The 20,196-nt window shown below is 68.8% G+C and carries 18 protein-coding genes; 3 read left to right on the top strand and 15 right to left on the bottom strand.

All coding sequences use genetic code 11. The features are described 5' to 3' along the window. Positions 1–806 precede the first annotated feature (806 nt). From B141_RS0115480 to B141_RS0115470, 3 genes are read right to left on the bottom strand one after another with little or no spacing between them, the layout of a single operon-like run. On the bottom strand, positions 807–2,015 hold the full coding sequence (locus B141_RS0115480; RefSeq protein ID WP_026257258.1) for a homogentisate 1,2-dioxygenase: 1,209 nt from the start codon (positions 2,013–2,015) through the stop codon (positions 807–809). A 46-nt stretch (positions 2,016–2,061) separates the two neighbouring features. Continuing rightward, entirely contained in the window at positions 2,062–3,522 is a 1,461-nt protein-coding gene (locus B141_RS40840; protein WP_020576087.1) for an MFS transporter, read from the bottom strand. Between the two features lie 58 nt (positions 3,523–3,580). Then, positions 3,581–4,720 (bottom strand): glutathione-independent formaldehyde dehydrogenase, encoded by a 1,140-nt coding sequence (locus tag B141_RS0115470; RefSeq protein WP_020576086.1) that lies wholly within the window; start codon positions 4,718–4,720, stop codon positions 3,581–3,583. A gap of 414 nt (positions 4,721–5,134) precedes the next feature. Between B141_RS0115470 and B141_RS0115465 the strand changes: the two genes are divergently transcribed. From B141_RS0115465 to fahA, 3 genes are read left to right on the top strand one after another with little or no spacing between them, the layout of a single operon-like run. Beyond that, positions 5,135–5,539, top strand: coding sequence for a VOC family protein (locus B141_RS0115465; RefSeq protein WP_020576085.1), 405 nt, complete (start codon positions 5,135–5,137; stop codon positions 5,537–5,539). A gap of 4 nt (positions 5,540–5,543) precedes the next feature. Further along, positions 5,544–6,464 (top strand): hypothetical protein, encoded by a 921-nt coding sequence (locus tag B141_RS0115460; protein WP_020576084.1) that lies wholly within the window; start codon positions 5,544–5,546, stop codon positions 6,462–6,464. 3 nt (positions 6,465–6,467) lie between these two features. After that, on the top strand, positions 6,468–7,700 hold the full coding sequence (fahA, locus tag B141_RS0115455) for a fumarylacetoacetase (protein WP_157181036.1): 1,233 nt from the start codon (positions 6,468–6,470) through the stop codon (positions 7,698–7,700). 10 nt (positions 7,701–7,710) lie between these two features. On the opposite strand, the gene B141_RS0115450 is transcribed toward fahA, so the two are convergent. The 12 genes from B141_RS0115450 to B141_RS0115395 form a co-directional block, all read right to left on the bottom strand. Continuing rightward, the gene (locus tag B141_RS0115450; protein ID WP_020576082.1) at positions 7,711–8,961 is read right to left on the bottom strand and encodes an acyltransferase family protein; all 1,251 of its coding nucleotides are present in this window, start codon (positions 8,959–8,961) and stop codon (positions 7,711–7,713) included. Further along, positions 8,958–9,812, bottom strand: coding sequence for an alpha/beta hydrolase (locus B141_RS0115445; RefSeq protein ID WP_020576081.1), 855 nt, complete (start codon positions 9,810–9,812; stop codon positions 8,958–8,960). Before B141_RS0115445 ends, B141_RS0115450 begins: the two co-directional genes overlap by 4 nt. Before the next feature lie 339 nt (positions 9,813–10,151). After that, a complete protein-coding gene (locus B141_RS0115440) occupies positions 10,152–11,288 on the bottom strand; it encodes a CU044_5270 family protein (protein ID WP_020576080.1) in 1,137 nt (378 codons plus the stop codon). Next, on the bottom strand, positions 11,281–11,901 hold the full coding sequence (locus B141_RS0115435; protein ID WP_020576079.1) for an RNA polymerase sigma factor: 621 nt from the start codon (positions 11,899–11,901) through the stop codon (positions 11,281–11,283). The genes B141_RS0115440 and B141_RS0115435 overlap by 8 nt, the downstream gene beginning before the upstream one ends. Before the next feature lie 101 nt (positions 11,902–12,002). Then, a complete protein-coding gene (locus B141_RS0115430; protein ID WP_020576078.1) occupies positions 12,003–13,229 on the bottom strand; it encodes an ABC transporter permease in 1,227 nt (408 codons plus the stop codon). Further along, positions 13,226–13,969, bottom strand: coding sequence for an ATP-binding cassette domain-containing protein (locus B141_RS0115425; RefSeq protein ID WP_020576077.1), 744 nt, complete (start codon positions 13,967–13,969; stop codon positions 13,226–13,228). The genes B141_RS0115430 and B141_RS0115425 overlap by 4 nt, the downstream gene beginning before the upstream one ends. Then, entirely contained in the window at positions 13,966–15,063 is a 1,098-nt protein-coding gene (locus B141_RS0115420) for a peptidoglycan-binding protein (protein ID WP_020576076.1), read from the bottom strand. Before B141_RS0115420 ends, B141_RS0115425 begins: the two co-directional genes overlap by 4 nt. Beyond that, positions 15,060–15,629, bottom strand: a complete 570-nt coding sequence (locus B141_RS45670) for a hypothetical protein (RefSeq protein ID WP_157181035.1) — start codon at positions 15,627–15,629, stop codon at positions 15,060–15,062. Before B141_RS45670 ends, B141_RS0115420 begins: the two co-directional genes overlap by 4 nt. A gap of 739 nt (positions 15,630–16,368) precedes the next feature. Next, the gene (locus B141_RS0115410) at positions 16,369–17,154 is read right to left on the bottom strand and encodes an ABC transporter ATP-binding protein (protein ID WP_020576074.1); all 786 of its coding nucleotides are present in this window, start codon (positions 17,152–17,154) and stop codon (positions 16,369–16,371) included. A 3-nt stretch (positions 17,155–17,157) separates the two neighbouring features. Next, positions 17,158–18,228: an ABC transporter ATP-binding protein gene (locus tag B141_RS0115405; RefSeq protein WP_020576073.1), complete on the bottom strand. Its 1,071-nt coding sequence runs from the start codon at positions 18,226–18,228 to the stop codon at positions 17,158–17,160. Further along, on the bottom strand, positions 18,225–19,142 hold the full coding sequence (locus tag B141_RS40830) for an ABC transporter permease (RefSeq protein WP_020576072.1): 918 nt from the start codon (positions 19,140–19,142) through the stop codon (positions 18,225–18,227). Before B141_RS40830 ends, B141_RS0115405 begins: the two co-directional genes overlap by 4 nt. Beyond that, positions 19,142–20,149, bottom strand: coding sequence for an ABC transporter permease (locus tag B141_RS0115395; RefSeq protein WP_020576071.1), 1,008 nt, complete (start codon positions 20,147–20,149; stop codon positions 19,142–19,144). The genes B141_RS40830 and B141_RS0115395 overlap by 1 nt, the downstream gene beginning before the upstream one ends. Between the last annotated feature and the right edge of the window lie 47 nt (positions 20,150–20,196).

Genomic DNA, 20,196 nt, shown 5'->3' with positions numbered 1-20,196 from the left:
ACCGTCCGCGCGATACGCCTCATAGAAAGCCGACAGGTCCGCCTCGCCGACCAGCGACACAATCTCCCACGCCACATGGTCATCGGGCAGCCATTCCCGCATGTCCGAGGAGATCGAAAACAATTCCCCATCACTGTGGTCAACGTCCACAAAAACCATAAACAGACTATGCCCGAAGATCAACCCGAAGTAAATCAGGATCGGACGAAAGAAGCCCGCGAAACCCGAACCAGGAAATGCTTCCGCACCCCAATCGGCGAACCCAAGACACCGCCGTCAATCGTCCTCCGACCGCGGCTCCCGGCCGACAAGCCGACGGAACACGCCGGCCCAACATCCTTGACAGCCCGCAACCCCCAGTTACGCGACAGGCTCTATGACCCCCTAAAGTTTCACGATCTTACTGAATACAGCACCGTCTCAAATGGCGTACACCTGAGCGTCTCGGCTATTGAGAAACCGGGCTTCTGTCTCACATTGCGTACGCCACTTGCTGGATCTCACGCGCCAAGTCCCCACCTCACGCGGCAAATTTCCCTTGCCTGGTAGGGATATGCCCCGCCTCGCACCGCAGAAGGTGTACACAATGTGAGACGCCACCCGCGGCACGCCCCAACTGGCGAAGGTGTGGCGCCTTCTTCGCCGAGACACCGCCACCAAGCCGGCTCCCGCTCCTTTTCACGATGCCGCAAGCTATCGGTGCGACGGGTTTTACTGGCCTGACCGACGACTACTGGCCTGACCGACGACTACTGGCCTGACCGACGACTACTGGCCTGACCGACGACTACTGGTCTGACCAGCGACTACTGGCCTGACCGGCGACGGCCGGCCCAGGTCCAGGCGTACTCCCCGTCATCACTGGCGAGGCCTGCTTCGCCGAGTTCGAGCGGGCGGAACGTGTCGACCATGACCGCCAGTTCGTCGAAGGACTCCGCACCCAGCGCCGCCTCCACCGCACTCGGCTGCGGCCCGTGCGCGTACCCGCCAGGATGCAGGGAGATCGAGCCGAGGGTGATCCCAGAACCCTTGCGCGCCTCGTAGTCGCCGCCGCAGTAGAACATCACCTCGTCGCTGTCGACGTTCGAGTGGTAGTACGGCACCGGAATGGCGAGCGGATGGTAGTCGACCTTGCGCGGGCAGAAGTTGCAGACGACGAAGTTGGTGCCCTCCCACACCTGGTGCACCGGAGGCGGCTGGTGGATCCGCCCGGTGATCGGCTCGAAGTCGGCGACGTTGAAGGTGAACGGGTAGAGGCAGCCGTCCCATCCGACCACGTCGAAGGGGTGGCTGGCGTAGACCATGCGACTCCCGACGACGCCCGACGGCCCGTCGCCACGGTGTTTGACGTACACCTCGACGTCCTCGCCGGTGCAGACGTACGGCTCGTCCGGACCGTGGAGGTCCCGCTCGCAGTACGGCGCATGCTCGAGGAACTGCCCGTACCTCGAGAGGTACTTCTTCGGCGGAGAAATGTGCGAGTTGGCTTCGATGACGTACGCCCGCAGCGGCGCGTCACCCAACGGGATCCACCGGTGGGTCGTCGCCCGCGGCAGCATCACGTAGTCACCGGTGCGGGCCTCGAGCACACCGAACACCGTCTCGACCCGTGCGGAGCCGGCCTCGACGTAGACACACTCGTCACCGATGGCGTTCCGGTAGTACGGCGACTCCTCCCCCGCCCACACGTAGGAGATGCGTACGTCGGCATTCCCGAGGAGCAGCCGGCGGCCGGTGACCACGTCGTAGGCCTTCCAGTCCAGGCCGTCGAACAGACCGTGCAACTTCAGGTGCCGCGGCACCAGGGGATGGTTGGGGCGGGTCGAGAGGTCGGACACCTCCCACACCGTCGAGTCGACGATCGCGGAGGGTACGCCGACGTGGTAGAGCAGCGACGAGTCGGAGGAGAACCCCTCCTCGCCCATGAGCTCCTCGCGATAGAGCGTGCCGTCGGGCTGGCGGAACTGCGTGTGACGCTTGGGCGGTACCTCGCCGACCCTGCGGTAATAGGTCATCTTGGACACCCCTTCCAGGCCGACCCAGGCTCGTGACCGGGCCTCCCTACCCGTCTGTTTCCCCGTCGCGCGCGGGCAGCCGGTGAGCCTTCGCAGCGGCGCGGTGGCGCAGCGTCCGGCGTACCGCCTCGATGTCTCGCGGCGACGTCCTGGACGCCAACCAGTACATCACTCCGGTGGGTATGAAGAAGAGCTGAAACAGCGCCAGGCCCAGCGCGTAGTTGATCGGCGGCGGGAACGCCGACGCCAGCGCGCGGAAGGTCACGCCGACCAGTCCGTTGCCTATCGCCCGACCAATCCCGTTGGCGAGGTTGCCCGCGCTGTAGACCGTGCCGCGGTGCTCCGGTGGGTTGACGTCGGCGATGAGGGCGAACCAGTTCGGTGAGTTCGCCGAGGTCAGCGCGAGCGCGAGCATGGCGGTGAGGAAGCTGGCCGCGACCGTTGGCTCGGTGACGAGGCTGGACAGGACCGCTGCCGCGACCGCACCCGTGCCCGCACCGCTCGGCACGTCGATCCGCAGCGGAAGGAAGAAGAGTACGGCGTAGAACGGCACTCCTCCGAGAATCCCCACCGCCGCGACGAGCGCACGCGCCCGCGGGGTCCGGCGGGCCAGCCGATCACCGAGCAGGCCACCCGCGATCGACAGGACGCCGCCGAGTTGGAAGAGCGTCGCGACGAGGCTGCCGATCACGATGGCGACCTCCTCGCTGTGTCCCTGCGCCTCCGCCTTCGCCTGGAACAGCCGCGGCAACCAGACGAGGGACCCGAACACGACCTGCGCGGTGACCCCCTGCAGGATCAGCCAGAGGTTGGTCCGCCGGGCCAGGATGCCGGGCATGTCGGCGCGGCCGATCCGGTGGTCGTACTCCCCGCCGGCGTCGAAGAGCGCGGCGAGTTCGGGTTCGCTCTGCCCGCGCCGGATGTCGTACGTCAGGAGGTACGCCAGCGCCGCCGCCACGCCGACCACGGTCAGTACGAGGAACGGTTGGCGCCAGTTCGCGGCACCGAGCAGGCCCGCGAGGAGCGTTCCCGCGAGCGTGCCGACGCCCTGCGACAGGCCCCAGAAACTCATCACGAGGCCGCGACGCCTGGGTGAGATCAGGTCACTCACGACCGAGAAGCCGACCGAGGCGACCGCGCCCAGCCCGGCAGCGGCCAGCATCTGGGCGGCGAAGAAGGCGGGATAGTTACCGGCGGCCGCGGTGGCGGCGGTGCCGACCGCCCACACCAGGGTGCCGATCATGAGCATCGGCTTGCGGCGAGTGCGGTCGCCGGCGTACGCCCACCCGACGGCGGCGAACGCCGCGACGAGGAAGCTGACCGCCGTGACCAGCCCGACCGCGCTCTCCCGCACGCCGAGGTCACGGGCGATCGGGCTGTAGAGCGGTGGGACGAGGACGGCGGCCACGTTGTCGACCGACGCCAGGATGATGAACACCACCACGCTGTAAATGCGGTGCGCGGCGCTTCCCCGCAGGTGGGCCAGCCGGCCGACAACCCTCGTCACGCGCACATCCAACCAGGAGTGGCCCCGCAGTGGCGTGCTGCGCCGCTCGGCTGGTGTGCTACGGCTTCAGAACCACCTTCGTCCAACCCGGCTCGCGGGCGTCGAAGTGTTTGTACGCGGCCGGCGCCTCGTTCAGCGGAAGCTGATGGGACACCACGAACGACGGCTGGGCCTTACCAGCGTGGATCAGGTCGCGCAGCTTGCGGTTGTACCGCTTGACCGGGCACTGTCCGGTCCCCATCTGCTGCCCCTTGGACCAGAACAGCCCGTAGTCGAAGACGGCCTCGCCCTTCCTGCTCAGGTCGTCCGCCGCGCCCGGGTCCTGTGGTACGAAGTCACCCACGACACCCATCCGGCCCGCGATCCGGACCGACTTGACGAGGTTGTTCAGGGTGAGGTCGATGTGCTCGTGCCCCTCGGGGTCATGCGCCTGGTAGCCGACGCACTCGCACCCGCAGTCGGCGCCTTCCCCACCGGTCTGGTCGAGCACCTGCTCGACCGGTGACGCCTTGGAGTCGTCGATCGGGATAGCGCCGATCTTTTCCGCGAGGGTGAGCCGGTCGGGGTGCCGATCGACGACCATCACCGTCGCGGCGCTCCTGAGGATCGCGGAGTACGCCGCCATCTGCCCCACCGGGCCCCCGCCGTAGACCACCACCGAGTCGCCGGGGCGTACGCCGGCCATCACCGTGGAGTGATAGCCGGTCGGGAAGATGTCGGCCACCATCACGTAGTCGTTCTCCTTCTCCCGGGCGTCGGGTGGGAGCCGGAGGCAGTTGAAGTCCGCCCACGGGACCCGGAGGAACTCCGCCTGCGCACCCTGCCAGGGGCCCATGTCGGCGAACCCGTAGGCGCCGCCGGCGATGTCCGGATCCGGGTTCGCGATCACGCAGTAGTTGGTGAGGCCGCGCTCGCAGTTCTTACAGAATCCGCAGGCCACATTGAACGGCATACAGACCAGGTCGCCGACGCGTACCCGCTCCACCGCGGATCCGACCTCGACCACCTCGCCGAGCGGTTCATGGCCGAGTACGCGGCCGGCCTCCATGTCGGTGCGACCTTCGTACATGTGCAGATCCGAGCCGCAGATGTTCGTCGTGGTGATCCGTACCAACGCGTCCTTCGGGTGCTCGATCCTCGGATCCGGAACATCGGTGACGGTGACGTTGCGAGGGCCGTTGTATATCAGTGCCTTCATGATCCCGTCCTTCCTGGCGTTCGACCGGCAATGCGACGCGTGGCGCGTCGCGCACGGCACGGCGGTAGGCCAGGCGGTGACCCCTGAGGTCCGCCCAGTCTTCGGATACGTACGCGCACCGGGCCAGGGCGCCATTCCGGCGAGTTGGCACCAAACCGCCCCGGTGCTGAAGCTCTCTCGGCGCAACCGATCGTGGCGCCGGCCCACCCGCGCACTCTGGAGCGCCTGCCCACAATTGACGGGCACAAACGCCCCAGCGGTCGATGCTGTGCCAGACCACCGCCGCCCGCCCGGATGATCGGAGCCGGTGTTTCCGACAGTTGGCTTCCAACCTCGTCAAGCGAACGGACCAACCGGTCTCTGTCGGTTCCCGGTGTTACGGTCGCGACCTCTCACCAGACGCCGGGAGGCACCATGAAACCACCCGTCAAGAACCACATCGGCGCGATCTTCGTGCCTGTCCGTGACGTCGTGAAGGCCCGTGAGTGGTACACCCGGCTCCTTGGGCTCCCCATCGGGGACGAGTTGCCGCACGGACACCTTTATGTCGTCCCGATGGACGGCGGCAGCGGGCTCATCCTCGACGAGATGCCGAGGTGGGGAGGCGACCGTCCGGGCGGACCGCCCACCTACCAGACCCCGGCGTTCATGTTCGACACCGACGACGTGCGCGCCGCCTACGCCCACGTACGCGACTACGGCGCGGAGCTGGTGACGGAGGTAGAACCGGGCGGTTGGTTCACCTTCCGCGACCCCGACGGCAACCTCCTCATGGTGTGCGGCGCCGACCCCGAGGCTCCTTCGGCCGCGGGAGACTAGAGGGGTGACGAGCACCGCCAGCCGGCGCGGGATTCCGGCGCACCTTTCTGGGCTGGTCGACGACGCCGCGATGTTCCCGCCGTCCAGTACGCCCCTTGACGAGGCACTGGCCGCTCACGTCGAGCACCAGAGCGGGTGGTACGCCGACCTCGTGGGGCCCTTCCTCTGCCCTGACCTGAAGCTGCCCGATCTTGCCGGCGCGTTGGGAAGCCTGGCGGGCCACTCACCCGACGCCACGCCGCTCCCCGTCGGGCTGATCGTCACTGGCGGGGCTGGCGCGATCGGCCCGGCGCTCACCTGGGCCGGCCGCGACGAGCGGATCCGGCTTGCTGGCGTCGAGATCGCCCTGCGCGACGAGCCGGACCTCGCCCGCAACGTGGCCCGGATCGCGCTCGCGTTCGACGCCGCCGGTCTCGACGAGGATGTGCCGGCCGCCATCGAGATCCCGCGCACCGAGGGCTGGCAAGGCGCCCTTGACGCGCTCGCCGAGACCGGACACCGCGCGAAGCTCCGCACGGGCGGGGTGTCCGCGGACGCGTTCCCGACTGAGCGGGAGGTCGCGGCGTTCATCCTCGCCTGCCTCGACCGCGAGGTCGCGTTCAAATGCACGGCCGGTCTCCATCATGCGGTGCGTACGACCGCGCCCGGCGACGGGCCGGGCGGGAGCACCACCGCAGACCAGCCCCTGGAGCAGCACGGATTCCTCAACATCCTGCTGGCGACCCGCCGCGCCCTCGACGGTGCGGGCGCGGGCGCGCTCGTCCAGGTCCTCGCCGAGCGTGACACCGCCGCCGTCAGCGACCAGGTGCGGGCCTGCGGCCCGGCTGGCCTCGCCTCGTCCCGCCGGTGGTTCACGTCCTTCGGATCGTGCAGCGTGTCTCTGCCACTTGACGGCCTGTTACGGCTCGGTTTCCTGCAGGATTGACCTGTGGCATTGACAACCTGGGTGCACGTACCCGAAGGTTCCGCGTTCGGCGTACACAGCCTGCCCTACGGCGTGTTCTCCCACGGCGACGAGGATCCCCGCATCGGTGTCGCCATCGGGTCCTACGTCCTCGACCTCGCCCCGCTCGCCGCCAGCGAGTGGGCCGACTTCGCGAGCGTGTTCACCGCACCGACGCTCAACCCCTTCCTGGGGCTCGGGCGGCAGGCGTGGCACGCCGTACGCCAGTGGATCACCGAACGCCTCACTGACGAGAGCTACCGCGCCCTTGTCGAGCCCGAGCTTCTCCCCCTCGACCAGGTCCGGCTGCACATGCCGTTCGAGGTGGCTGACTATGTGGACTTCTACGCCTCCGAGCACCATGCGGCCAACCTCGGTCGGTTGTTCCGGCCAGACGAGCCCCCGCTGCCTCCCAACTGGAAGCATCTGCCGGTCGGCTATCACGGCCGGGCGGGCACGGTGTCGGTGTCGGGTACGCCGCTGGTGCGGCCATGCGGCCAGCGCAAGGCCCCCGACGACGCCGCGCCCACGTTCGGTCCCAGTGCCCGGCTCGACTACGAGGTCGAGGTCGGTTTCGTGGTCGGCACGCCCACCCGGCTCGGTCAACGTGTCAGCGTCGACCAGGTTCGCGACCACGTGTTCGGCGTCGTTCTCGTCAACGACTGGTCCGCCCGCGACCTGCAGGTCTGGGAGACCCGTCCGCTCGGACCATTCCTCGGCAAGTCCTTCTTGACATCCATCTCACCGTGGGTCGTCCCGCTCGAGGCGCTCGAAGCCGCGATGATCGATCCGCCCGCGCAGGACCCACGACCACTCCCCTACCTGGCCGGCAAGGACAACTTCGGCCTCGACGTCGACCTCGAGGTCCGCCTCAACGGCCAGGTCATCGCGCGACCGCGGTACTCCGAGATGTACTGGACGCCCGCGCAGATGCTCGCCCACCTGACCGTCAACGGCGCGGCGCTGCGCACCGGCGACCTCTTCGCGTCCGGCACGGTGTCGGGTCCCGAGCCGGCGGCGTACGGCTCACTGATCGAGCTCACCTCGGCCGGTGCCGAGCCGCTCACCCTCGCCGACGGGACGACCCGAGCCTTCCTCCACGACGGTGACCAGGTGACGATCAGTGCCACCGCGCCCGGCCCCGACGGCACCCGCATCGGGCTCGGCGAGGTCACCGGCACCGTCTGTCCCTGCCTCCCCGCGAGCCCGCCCACGTGAGAGGTCGCGCTCAGTAGAGCGCGGCGGCGAATCCGACGAACACCAACGCGAGTACGCCGGTCAGCACCCGCACCGCCCGGGACATGCCACTCCACGGTGCGTCGAACCTTCGCGTCACCGCGACCACCCCGGCCAGGACCACACCCATCACCGGCAGCCAGCCGATTCGGGCCAGCACCCAGGCGAGGTCGGTCGGCGCGGTCGTCAGCCCCGCCACGTCACCCACGGCCGCACCCGCCATGGAGACGAGCACCATGGGTACCTGATGCCAGCAGAAGATCGTCATCGCGCTGAGGTTCACCAGCGCCACGCCCGCCCACAGTCCCGGGCGCCGCAGCACCTGGTTGAGCCGGCGGTGGAGCAGGATCGCGAGGCCGGACTGGACCGCTGCCAGCGCGGGGACGAGGAGGGAGGGCGGGTGGGAGTTGGTCCGGTCCGCACCCGGCACGCCCACCATGCTGAGCGGATAGTCGAACGCCGTGATCAACAGGACGAACACCGCCGCGCCGCCCAGCACGAGCAGCCACGCGCCGCGCCGCGCAATCCGGCCTTGCGCCCACGACACACCAAGCTGGTAAGCGAAAAGCCAGCCAGGGACCAGGTTGATCATTCCGATCCAGCCCGGCATCGAGTCCTGCCAGGGGCCGTACCGCAGCAGATCCGCGAGCGCGACCACGCCGATCAGGGGTAGGGCCGCCCACCCACCGAGCCTCCGGTCAGCGGCCATGGCGTACTTCGTGAGGGCTGTCAAGGCGAGGTAGACAGCGACGAACCAGAACGGCTGGATGAGCAGGACCACCCAGGTGCGCAGTGTCCCGGAGGGTACGCCGATCGCCCCGAGCACCATCAGGCTCGCCGCCGACAGGGCCACCGCCCCCACCACGGGCCGGCCGAGCCGCACGAACCGCTGGCCGAGCCAACCGGCGTACGACTCTCCGCGTTCCCCCGAGCGCCGCAGGCTCAGCGCGGACGAGTATCCCCCGACGAGGAAGAAGAGGCCCAGCATCTGGAGGAACCAGCTGGCCGGGGCCAGACCTTCGAGGGTGCGCAGCGGGCTGGAGATCCGCAGCGCACCGTCGCTCTGCGGGATCAAGGCGCCTACGAGCCAGTGGCCCACGATGACGCCGACGGTGGCGAGGGCCCGCAGTCCGTCGATGGCGCGGTCTCGGTGAGCCGGCGTGGCCGCCGTTACCTGGTGGGTGAAGGTATTCCAGCCGCGGGCGGCCGGGCGGGAATTCTCGATGGTCGCGAGACTGGTCATGAAAGGTCCCCCGAATTCGTACGTACCGGCGTCACGTCGCCCGGCTGGTCCATGACAATGCGGGCGATATTCACCAGCGATTCACTGCCTGGCTGGAAATAGCGGTCGTGGCCACGAATCGACCCGGTGGAAAAGGAATTCGCGCCAAACTTTCGAGCCACTGGGCTGGTGCCGTGGCCGATTCCGTTCACGCGGACCGCCGGAACCATCCTGATCGGATCATCGGCGGCCCGCGCCGCCCAGACCCGCGCGGTGGTTCGCAGCTCGGCGGCGGAGTCGACGTCCATGCCAGGGCTGCCCAGCGCGATCAGATGGTCGGCGCGGGCTTGCGGAGCGGCCCGCCCGAGGACCACGGTGCCGTAGCTGTGGCCGATCAGGGTGATCGTCGCGCGCGAGGGAAGCAGGTGCGTGAACCGCGCCAGGTCCCGGCCGCCCGCCGCCGCCCGATCCGACCGGGCCGCGACGACATCGATCCGTTCCGGCGCGTCGTACCCCATCCACACCACGACGGCGACCCGCCGGTGCGGCGCCTGCCGCCGGAGTTCCCGGAGCAGCGCCACGCCATTACGGCGCGGTGCGGCCGCGGAAGTGCTCGTCCAGAAATTGCCCAACCGGTGACCCGAGCCGGGCACCACGACGGCGATATGGTCAGCGGTGGCCAGGTCGCCCAGGACCTCGACCACCCGGCCGTCACCCTTGGGGTCATAGGCGAGCAACTGGTGCCCGTCGACAACCCGGCTGCGGTACTCCAACGGACCAAGGGCCGGATGCGTGTCGATGGTATTACCAGCGACACCTGGACCGACCGCTAATGTCGCCGCCAGCGCCGCGACGCTCAGAAATCCCTTCACATCAAATGACGTTAGGGAAATGCGACTCCGGCAACCATCGGGCTGATACCCGAGCTTGCGGTGGGGCCAACCCCACCCCTAGGGGAATTCCCCTGAGTTCCCCCAGAGGCCTATTCAAATTACCTGCGTGACCTGCCTACCGTCCAATATCTTGCTTGTCCGCAATCTGAGACGGCCCGCCCATCACGAGGCTGGCGGTGGGTTCACCAGGCTCCTGCGCCTGGTGATCCCGATACCGGCCTGGTGATGTGACGCCGCCTGCGGCAAATCGTCACCGTACACAGTCCAGGGTGCGGCGATCCTGTCAGCGCGAGGGGTTCTGAAAATGCGCGGTTGATATCACGGCGGGGCAGGTCTGGTGTTAGTCCACCCCGCGGAAACGATGACCACCATAACGTCCTTGAGAATTCCCTTGTCGTTCTCCGTCGTGGTTCTGGTCTCCAGCAGCTGGCCAGAATCGGGGTCGATGAGGAGTACGGCGGTCGACGACACGCCTTTCTCGCGACGGGTCCGCTCTATCGCCACGCCCTCCCGGCCGAGCTGATCACGCACGCCGCGACGACTCGCGACGCTGGGCAGGTCGGCGAGTAGTTCGAACGTCGCCGCGCGCACGCCCGGCGCCAGGGGCGCCCTGGCCAGCAACTGCCCCGCGACGGAGAAGAGCCAGTCCTCCGGCGACGTTTCGACGTCGGCTTGACGCCGCAGGTCCAGCAACCGGGTGCGCAGAGCGTGCGAATCCGCTGGCAGGCCCTGCAGTTCAGTGAGCGTCAGTGATACCTCGCCGATCTGGAGGACCGCACCTCTCCGCGCCGTAACCGGCTCGAGTGTCGCCGCGCCAGGTCGGATCGACACAGTCGAATCCCGGGTGCCGCCGTCACCCGTCTCCCAGGTGGTCGGCTTGCCGTCTCGTCGCCACGCGTCCTCGTCCTGCGCCGTCAACGGCTTCGCGCCGAGGTTACGCATCCCGACCAGCGAGTGCGCGCCCTGCACCCGCTCCGCCGGCGTCCAGGTCTCCTCCAGCCAGCGGCGTGCGATGGTGTATCTCCGCGTCGTACCAACCGTCAGGGGTACGACGGTCTGCGAACGGACCCGCCAGAAGAGTCCCGTGGAGGTCACGCCCCCACGTGCCGCCTGGGCCGCGGCGAGCAGCGGCTGCCGGGTGTCGGACGCCTCGGAGTCCCGCGACGGTGCCGGCGTCCCGGCCGTTGCCGCCGGCTGCTCCTGGAGTCCACCCCCGAGGAGGCTCCCGGAGAGCGCTGGAGGAACGAGGATCAGAGCCGCCACCGCCACTGCGGCGACCGTCGCCGCACCAAGGCCGAGTACCCCGAGGCGGCCCGCCCGCCTGGCGTTCGCGCCCCGCACGGCGTGGTCGTGGCGGACGGCGTTCATCAGTCGCGCCCGCGCCTGCGCGACCGCCTCCGGCGCCGGCTCCGGCCGCTCTGGAAGGAGTTCGCCGACCCGCTCCAGCTCATCCATGTCCGACCTCCCCCGTCGGATCGATGCCACCCAACGCCTCCCGCAGCCGGCGCCGCGCCCGACTCAACCGCGAGCAGACGGTGCCGTACGCGATCCCCAACGCGAGCGCGACCTCGTCATAGGTCAGCCCGGCCAGCGCGACCAGCAGGAGCACATCCCGGTCACCCGCCGAGAGCCGGGCGAGGGCGGCGGCGAGTTCACCCTGGACCCGCAACGCCCCGACCCGGGCGACCGCCCGCTCCTCGTGGCTGTCCACCAGCGGCGTGGCCGGAACCCGGGTGAGGGCGCGGTAGGCGCGGATCTCCTGGCGGCGGTGGCGGCGGATCAGGTTGGTCGCGATGCCGTACAACCAGGCGCGCGGATCGCCTCGCTCGGCGTCGAACCGCGCCCGCTGCCGGAACGCCGTCAGGAAGGTGTCGGAGGCCACGTCGTCCGCGACATCAGACCCGAGCCGGCGGGCGGCGTACCCGTGGATCTCGACGTAGTAGCGGTCGAAGACCTCGGCGAAGCGTTCCGGCTCCTGGCAGGACGCGACCAACGCACTGGCCGCGGCCGCGGCCGCGGTCGACCCGGCGTCTGCTCGGCGGACCACGGCGTCGGGTGGAGCGGTCATGGCGGGCCCCTCCTGGCGGCTTCGCACGGGCCACTCTCCTCGCCAGCGACCCCTGTCGTCACATCCTCTTGCCCTTCCCCGGCCGGACCCTTCTCGCCGAGCTACGGCGTCGCCAGCGCCTCGGTCGGAGTGAGCCGCGCCGCCCTGATCGCGGGGTAAAGACCCGCGAGCGCGCCCACGCACAGGGTCACGAGGAATCCTCCCAACGTCGCCCAGGCGGGCACGAGCGTAGGCCACCCCTGCACCACGGCATAGCCGGCCGTCGTCACCACCCCGAGAAGCACACCGCTGATCCCGCCGAGAGCGGACAGTACGGCGGACTCGGCGAGGAACTGCGCCCGGATGTGACCGCGGGTCGCGCCGAGGGAACGCCGCAGCCCGATCTCCGCCCGGCGTTCGAGCACCGAGATCACCATCGTGTTGGCGACGCCCACACCTCCGACCAGCAGCGCCACCGCGCCCAGACCGAGCAGGAGCCGGTCGAGGGCGGCGTTCGCGGCCCGCTTCGCCGCCAACGCGTCGGAGGGTCTGGAGACCGTCACCTCATGCGGTGCCGAGGGGTTCGCAGAGGCACCGAGCACCGACCGCACCGCCTCCACCTGGCTCTCAGCGGCCCGGGCGTACACCTTCGCCGGATGCCCGTCGAACCCGAGGTACTGTCCGGCCGCACCCCACCCGACCAGGACCGCGGAGTCGAGTTCCTTGGCCAGCGGCACCGGATCCAGGATCCCGACCACACCGAACCATTGGCCGCCGAGCCAGACCCGCCCGCCGACAGCTCGGATGTCGAGGCGCTCCGCCGCCGCCGAGCCGAGCACCACTCCTGGGTACGTCGCGGTCGCCGGGTCGAGCCACGCGCCGACACCGACGGTCGCCCCGACGGTTCGCGGAAGGTCCAACTCGGCCGCGAACACCGCGATGCCGCCGGTCCGGCCGACCGCGATGTGGTCGTTCCGGTAGACCGAGGCCGCCACCTTGCCGATGGCGGCGGCGTCGTGGACGGGGCCGATCCGGCCGACCATCGCCGACGCGGAGTCAGGCAGGGTGGTCTCGTCACCGGCCACCGTGACGCCAGGAGCCACCGTCAACAGGTTGGTGCCAAGCCGCGCCAGGGTCGCGTCGAGTTCCGCCCGGCTGGACGCGGAGATGCCGACCACCGCGACCATCGCGGCGATCCCGATCGCGATCCCCAACGCGGACAGGAAGACCCGCAACGGCCGGCCGCGTACGCCCACCAGGCCGAGCCGGAGGAGTTCGACCGGTCGCAGGCGGGCCGGACGCAGGGCGGCCTTCGGCAGGGTCATCTCCGGCGCTGCCACGCCCGTCATCGCGACCGCCCCGAGTCACCGACGATCGACCCGTCGCGCATTTGGACCTGCCGGGGAAGAGCCGCGGCGATCTCCTTGTCGTGGGTGATGACGAGGACCGTCGTTCCCGCGAGATGCAGCTCACTCAACAACGCCAGAACGCCCGCTCCGGCGGCGGAGTCGAGGTTGCCGGTGGGTTCGTCGGCGAGCAGCAGCGTGGGCTCCCCCACCACCGCGCGGGCGACGGCCACCCGCTGCCGTTCACCACCGGAGAGCTCCTGCGGTAGATGGCCGAGCCGATGGGCGAGGCCCACCCGGTCGAGTGCCGCCTCCGCCCGCCGGCGGCGGATCCGGCGGGGTACGCCGGCATACAGCAGGCCGTCCGCCACGTTGTCGAGGACGGTCACTCCGGTCGCGAGGTGGAACTGCTGGAACACGAAGCCGATGTGGGCCGACCGCAACGCCGACAGCTCCCGATCGGAAAGCCGGTCAACGTCGTAACCCACCAGCCTGACCCGTCCCGTCGTCGGCCGGTCGAGAGTCCCGATGACGTGGAGCATGGTGGACTTCCCCGACCCGGACGGCCCCGCGATCGCGACGAACTCCCCCCGCTCGATCGTGAGACCGACCTCGTGGAGGGCGCGGACGCCGCCGGGGTACGTCTTGGAAACGCCGTCGAGGGCCACAGCCACCGTCGTTCCGGTATCCGGTATCCCCGGCTCCATGTCGGCATCCACCTTCAGTTTGGCGCCCGCCTTCACTTCGGCATCCCCACCGTCACGCCCGCTCGGATGCCGTCACCGCGCACCTCGACCCGGCCGTCGGCGAACATGCCGGTACGCACCGCCACGAGCCGGGTCGTGCCGCCGGTCACCACCTCCACGGCATACCCACCCTCGCTGAGGGCGAGCAGTGCGGGCACCGGCACTGTCAAGACGTCCTTGCGTTCCTCGATGACGTGGCGTACGTCGACCGGAGCCGTCTCGAAGCGACCAAGCGCCCGCTGGTCGTGCACGCCGATCACGACCGGCACCGTGGCCTCCTCGCCCATGCCGCCCGCTTCCGCCGGCTGCTCGCCATCAGTGGACGTAGCACCCCCGGCCACCGGCGCGGCCTGAGCGCCCACCTTCAGGACCGTACCCGGCACGGTCCCGCCATCCGGCAGCGTCAAGGTCACCTTGACGCCCGGTCGGGCCCAGGCAAGCTCCGACGTACCAGCCGCGACCGAGACGACCTTCGTACTACCGCTGTAGGTGAGGACCTCGGCCGTCGCCGCGGCACCGGGGCGCACCTGGTGGGTGGCGATGCGTACCGGCCCCGGCGCGTAGATCACCTGCCCCACTGCCACCTTGCCGGTTTCTTCCAGCCCGAGGTCGGCCTGCCACCGTTTGACCGCTCGGGCCGTCGCATCGGTGAACCTCTCGTCGACGGTGAACCAGCGGTAGCCCAGGGCGCGCAGATTGCGCTCGAACTGCACGACATCCGTTCCCTCGACGCCTTCGGAAAGCTCGCGGAACATCGGCACCTGCCCGTAGAGAAGGGCGACGGGCCGCTCGTCCGCCCTCAGCAACACCCCGCCCCGGCGGACGACCGAACCAACCGGTGCCAGCCACGTCACGGTCCCGGCGGCCTTGGAGTCAAGCGGCCGCGCCTCGCCGTAAGTCAGCTCACCGGTCGCCGTCGCGGTTCGTACCAACGTCTGCCTGGTGACCTGGGCGGTCGCGGCGGGGGTCGTACGCCGCGGTGGCGGCTCGGCCTCACGTCCGCCGAAGCCGACCGCGGCCACCGCCGCCGCCGCGACCGCCAGCACCGTGCCACCCACCGCGAGAAGGACGCCCGCGCTTCGCGGGGTCATCCCTTCGCCTTCACTGAGGGGTCGTACTCCGGGTCGATGATCCCGTAGCAGGCACGGAACGCGCGGTCCCAGGTTGCCGCACTCGCACCGTAGGGCACGTCCGGCCCGTCCTCAGGAAAACGCCCCTCCGCATCAGGGTCAGGAAAACCGCTCACCCCCTTGTCCCGCATGCAGTCCGCGTACCGTTGGCTGTTCCTGATCTGCTCGGCCGAGAGCGGCGGCAGGTCGCGAGCCTCGATCGGAGGCAGGTCCTTCGTGCACTCGTTGCTGGCCGCGGCGTACTTCGGGTCCTTCTTCAACGCGCGGTTCTGCTCGGCGCCCATCTCGAGGTCACCGTCCGGGCCCGGGTCAGGCAGGTCGAAACCCTCGGCACGCATGCAGGTGACCCAGGCCAGTTGGCGTTCCGGCAACGACATGGGGGTCGCGGTGCCACCGGTCGACGGCGAAGACCCTGGCGCCGTCCGCACGCTGGCCACTCGGGGCACTGGCTCCTCGCCAGCGCAGGCGACCAGGCCGACGGTCGCCAGTGCGAGTCCGGACAGCAACCAACCCACAGCTCTCGACATGTACCCGTGCACTCCTCGTCAGGCGGGTGAACTCTTCTATGGAGTTGTTCACCGAACGCCGACAAACCCTTCTCGGGCTCCCGTCAAGCATCTGCTTACCCGCCGAACTGCCGGCCGGTGGCGGCGCCGACGGACGACGGGGGACAGGCCCGTGAAGGGAGCCGGAGCCGACTTGGCGGAGGCGTCTCGGCTTCCTTGCCGAAATTCCTCCGCCAAGTCGCCGCAACTTCGCGACCGATCTCGCATAGTGGCGCCTCGAACCCGTTCAAGATCCTTTTCGGGGAAGTGGCCCACGGTCCGCGCGAAAGATGGGCCACTTCCCCGAAAAGGATCTTGAACGAATCCCAAGCCGTCCGGTATCCGAGACATGAGGCTGAGCCTTCAAAGATCGTGAAGGATCTTGGTCATATAGCGACGAAAACCCTTCACGATCACGGCCCGCGGCTTCAGGCGAGAGGTCCTGAACAGGCCTCGCACCGCAAAAGGCGTACTCAATGTGAGACAGCTGGGCCCTCGCGCGGCGAGTCGTCACTATGCAAGGCGAATTGAGCATGCTTCGTCGGGCAAGCCGGGTGAGTCGCGGCCATCTCGAATGGCGTACACCCGACTGTTTCGGATGCTGAGAAATCAGGGGGCAAACCCGAGTTGTCACAGGTTTCTCGGTCTCTTAGCCGAGGAACCTATGACAACTCCGCAAGCTCACCTGTGGCGGCTCGGCGGACCCGTGGCACCTGGCTTGCTAGCCGAGGGTGGTGTCGTGGAGGCGGGGTACGTCGGCCAGCAACCGCTGGGTGTATTCATGCCGCGGGTTGAAGATCACCTCGTCGGTCGGCCCCTGCTCGACAAGGCGACCTTGACACATGACGAGGACGCGGTCGCTCACATAGCAGGCCTGGCCGATGTCGTGGGTGATGAAGAGGATCGTCATGTCGTAGTCGCGCCGCAGATCCCCCAGAACGTTGAGGATGTTGGCGCGCAGCGACGCGTCGAGCATCGAGGTGGCCTCGTCGGCGACCAGCACCCGCGGCTGCAGCATCAACGCGCGCGCGATCATCACCCGCTGCCGCTGCCCGCCGGAGAGCTGGTGCGGCCACTTGTCGAGCACGTCGCGGGCCGACAGACCCACGTGGTCGAGCGCCTGGCCCATCAACGCCTCACCGCGGTCCTCGGTCGCACCCGAGAGCCGCAGGGAGCGCGCGAGCAGCCGGCGTACCGTGAAGAACTGGTTGAACGCGCTGAACGGATCCTGGAAAACCGCCTGGACGTCCCGCCAGTACGCCCGCAGCGCACTTCCCTTCAACGCCGTGATGTCCCGGCCGTCGAGCGCCAGCGTCCCAGCTGTCGGGTCGAGGAGGCGAAGGACGAGCCGGGCAAGCGTCGACTTCCCGCTGCCGCTCTCGCCCACGATGGTGACGACCTCCTGCCGGCCGAGCGTGAACGACACGTCGTCGACCGCGTGTACGGCGTTCCTGCCGTGGCCGAAGACCCGGGTGAGCCCGCTCGCAGTGAGCAGTGGCGCGCTCATCGCTCACACCTCCCGTGCGCGGCTGGGGTTCTGGCTGGGATTCTGGCCAGGGTTCTGCTCCGCCCACCAGCAGCTGGCGAAGCGACGCTCGTCGCCCACCTTCGGCGGGGCCTGGTCGCGGCAGACGTCCATCACCAGACCACACCGCGGATGGAATCGGCAGCCACCCGGTGGATGCATGAGGCTGGGTGGCGCCCCGGGAATCCCCTGAACGCGGGTACGCCGCATCGCCGGCTCCGGCACGAGCACCGACGAAAGCAGCGCCGCGCTGTAGGGGTGGCGCGGCTGGTTGATGATGTCGCGCGCGGTACCGACCTCCGCGATCTGCCCGGCGTACATGATCGCGATCCGGTCGGCGACGATGTTGAGCACCGGCAGGTCGTGAGTGATGAAGATGACGCCCCCGATGATCTCCTCGGACAGCATCTCCTTCAGCATCTCGATGAGGACCCGCTGGGACGACACGTCGAGCGCGGAGGTCGGCTCGTCGGCGATGAGCAGCCGCGGATTGAGCAGGGTGGAGATGACGGTGACCACCCGCTGCTTCATTCCCCCGCTGAGCTGGTGGGGGTAGTAGTCGAGTACCCGCCGGGGAAGGTCGAGGTGCTCCAGCCGCTGCCGGGTCCGCTCGATCGCGTCGTCCCTTCGCACCCCCGACTGGTGCGCCCGGATCACGTCGTACGCGAAGTCCCGGATCCTGACCGTGGGGCTCAGGGAGTTCATGGCGCCCTGCGGCAGCAGGGAAACGACCTCGCCGCGCCAGCTGCGGGGCGGCTTCTGGTGCGGGCCCAGGTCGAGCCGCCGCCCGTCCACCTCGAGCTCGCCACTGCGTACGAACAGCGGCGGCCGGAGGGTGAGCGACAGCACCGCGCCCAGCGTCGACTTGCCGCAGCCGGACTCGCCAGCCACGCCGAGGACCTCGCCTCGCCGCATGTCGATCGACACGTCGTCGACCGCGACCACCTCGCCGCCGTCCACGGTGTACGCCGCCGTCAGGCCGGTTGCCCGCAACAGCGAGTCGGTCGTGGTCAGTACGTCGCTCGTGGCGTTGCGCTTGACTATTCGCTCGCTCATGCCCCGGGCGACCCTTCCTTCGAGCGTGCATCGACAGCGGGCGCGCCCACCTGCGTGAGCACACTCGCCGGGCGGCCGGCGCGTTGCCGTCCACGCCGGAGCCGGGGATTGAACACCTCGTCCAGGCTCGACTGCAGCATCAGCAGCGTGAAGGCGACGAACGTCAACAGCAGCGTCGGCGGCACGAACGCCCACCAGGCGCCGGTGCGGACCGACTCGCCGACGAGGGCCCAGTTGAGCATGATGCCGAGCGAGACGCTGTCGCTTGGGCCAAGACCCAGCAGGGAGAGTCCGGCCTCGGCGAGGATCGCACTCGACACCTGGAGCACGAACGCCATACAGATGTACGACATGAGGTACGGCAGGACGTCCCAGAGCAGGATGTTCAGCGTGCTGGCGCCCGACAGCCTGGCTACGTCGAGGTGCTCGCGGGTCTTGACGCTGCTGGCCTGCGCCCGCACGGCCCGGGCGGTCCAGGGCCAGCTGGTGATCGCGATGACGATCGCCATCGCGACGATCGAGCGGAAGTCGAGCGCGACCGACAGCAGGATGAGCACGACGATGCCGGGGATCGCGAGGGCGACGTTCGTGATGCCCATGAGGGCTTCCTCGACGACACCGCCGTGGTAGCCCGCGATCAGGCCTAGGACGACGCCGATGACGGTGGCCACCGCACCGGCCACCAGCCCGATGATCAGCGACGTGCGGGTACCGAACACCAGGTTCGTGAAGATGTCGTGGCCGAGGTCGTCGGTGCCGAGCCAGGCGGCACCGGACGGCGGGTCGTAGAGCCCGCCCACACCCTCACCCAGCTTGTCGCCCACGAAGATCGGGCCCAACAGGGCGAACGCGGCGACGAGGAGGAAGACGCCGGCCGAGATCCAGAAGCGTGGGGTGAACCGCACCATCCGCATCAGCGCTCACCCGCCCGGGCCGCACGGATCCGGGGATCGACGAATCCGTAGGCGATCTCGACCAGGAAGTTGGAGGCGAGAACGGCGATCGCGATGATCAGCGTGATCGCCTGGATGACCGGATAGTCGTTCTGGCTGATCGCGCTGAACAACAATGAACCGATTCCTGGGTAGGAAAAGACGATCTCGGTGATCAGCGCGCCACCGACGAGCGTACCGATCGAGAGCGCGAGCCCGGTCACCTGCGGCAGCATGGCGTTCCGGAAGATGTAGCGCACGATCCGCTTGTCCGGCAGACCGAGCCCGCGCCCGTAGTTGACGTAGTCGGAGTTCAGCTCATAGATCGCCATCGAGCGCATGCCGACCGCCTGGCCGCCGATGAAAATGATGACAAGCGAGAAGAATGGTAGCCAGTAATGTCGGAGAACGTCGGTGGCGAAGAGCAGCGACCAGTCCGGCATGAGACCCGGCTCATAACCACCACCGGGCGGCAGCATGCGTAAGGCGACCGCGAAGAGATAGAGCAGGATGATCGCCAGGCAGTAATAGGGCATGCTCGACAGGAACAACGAACTCAGAAAGGCGCCCCGGTCAAACCACCCACCCTTGAACGCCGCGAGCGCGCCCAGCCCGTTGCCGACCAACCACCCGATGAGGATGGCCGGCAACTGCAGGCCGAGCGTCCAGGGGAGGGCCTCGGCGATCAGGTCCCCCACCTTGGCGGGACTTTGCGCGAACGACGTTCCAAGGTCGAAGTGGAGCAGGTTACCCACGTAGGTGAAGAACTGCGCCCACATGGGTTGGTTGAGGCCGAACTCCGCGACGTAATGCTCGTGAATTCGCTTGAGCTGCTCGGCCTGCGCCCCCGAACGTCCAAGCTGCGCGACGATGGCGTCGACCGGATTGCCCGGCACCAGACGCGGCAGAAGGAAGTTCAGGACGAGTGCCACGATCAGGGCGCCGACGTACCAGAGCGCCTTGCCCACGAGGTACTTTCGTAGCCGCATGGCGAGTCCTCACCTGCTCCGATCTGGGGTTCTCCTTCGCTGGACGA

Source organism: Actinopolymorpha alba DSM 45243 (assembly GCF_000373925.1).
Taxonomy (GTDB): Bacteria; Actinomycetota; Actinomycetes; order Propionibacteriales; family Actinopolymorphaceae; genus Actinopolymorpha; species Actinopolymorpha alba.
This window is presented reverse-complemented; position numbering and strand designations above follow the sequence as displayed.

Coding starts and splice junctions, on each gene's coding strand:
- B141_RS0115480 (WP_026257258.1), bottom strand. CDS start 2,015: ATGACCTATTACCGCAGGGTCGGCGAGGTACCGCCCAAGCGTCACACG.
- B141_RS0115470 (WP_020576086.1), bottom strand. CDS start 4,720: ATGAAGGCACTGATATACAACGGCCCTCGCAACGTCACCGTCACCGAT.
- B141_RS0115465 (WP_020576085.1), top strand. CDS start 5,135: ATGAAACCACCCGTCAAGAACCACATCGGCGCGATCTTCGTGCCTGTC.
- B141_RS0115450 (WP_020576082.1), bottom strand. CDS start 8,961: ATGACCAGTCTCGCGACCATCGAGAATTCCCGCCCGGCCGCCCGCGGC.
- B141_RS0115440 (WP_020576080.1), bottom strand. CDS start 11,288: ATGGATGAGCTGGAGCGGGTCGGCGAACTCCTTCCAGAGCGGCCGGAG.
- B141_RS0115435 (WP_020576079.1), bottom strand. CDS start 11,901: ATGACCGCTCCACCCGACGCCGTGGTCCGCCGAGCAGACGCCGGGTCG.
- B141_RS0115430 (WP_020576078.1), bottom strand. CDS start 13,229: ATGACGGGCGTGGCAGCGCCGGAGATGACCCTGCCGAAGGCCGCCCTG.
- B141_RS0115420 (WP_020576076.1), bottom strand. CDS start 15,063: ATGACCCCGCGAAGCGCGGGCGTCCTTCTCGCGGTGGGTGGCACGGTG.
- B141_RS45670 (WP_157181035.1), bottom strand. CDS start 15,629: ATGTCGAGAGCTGTGGGTTGGTTGCTGTCCGGACTCGCACTGGCGACC.
- B141_RS0115410 (WP_020576074.1), bottom strand. CDS start 17,154: ATGAGCGCGCCACTGCTCACTGCGAGCGGGCTCACCCGGGTCTTCGGC.
- B141_RS0115405 (WP_020576073.1), bottom strand. CDS start 18,228: ATGAGCGAGCGAATAGTCAAGCGCAACGCCACGAGCGACGTACTGACC.
- B141_RS40830 (WP_020576072.1), bottom strand. CDS start 19,142: ATGCGGATGGTGCGGTTCACCCCACGCTTCTGGATCTCGGCCGGCGTC.
- B141_RS0115395 (WP_020576071.1), bottom strand. CDS start 20,149: ATGCGGCTACGAAAGTACCTCGTGGGCAAGGCGCTCTGGTACGTCGGC.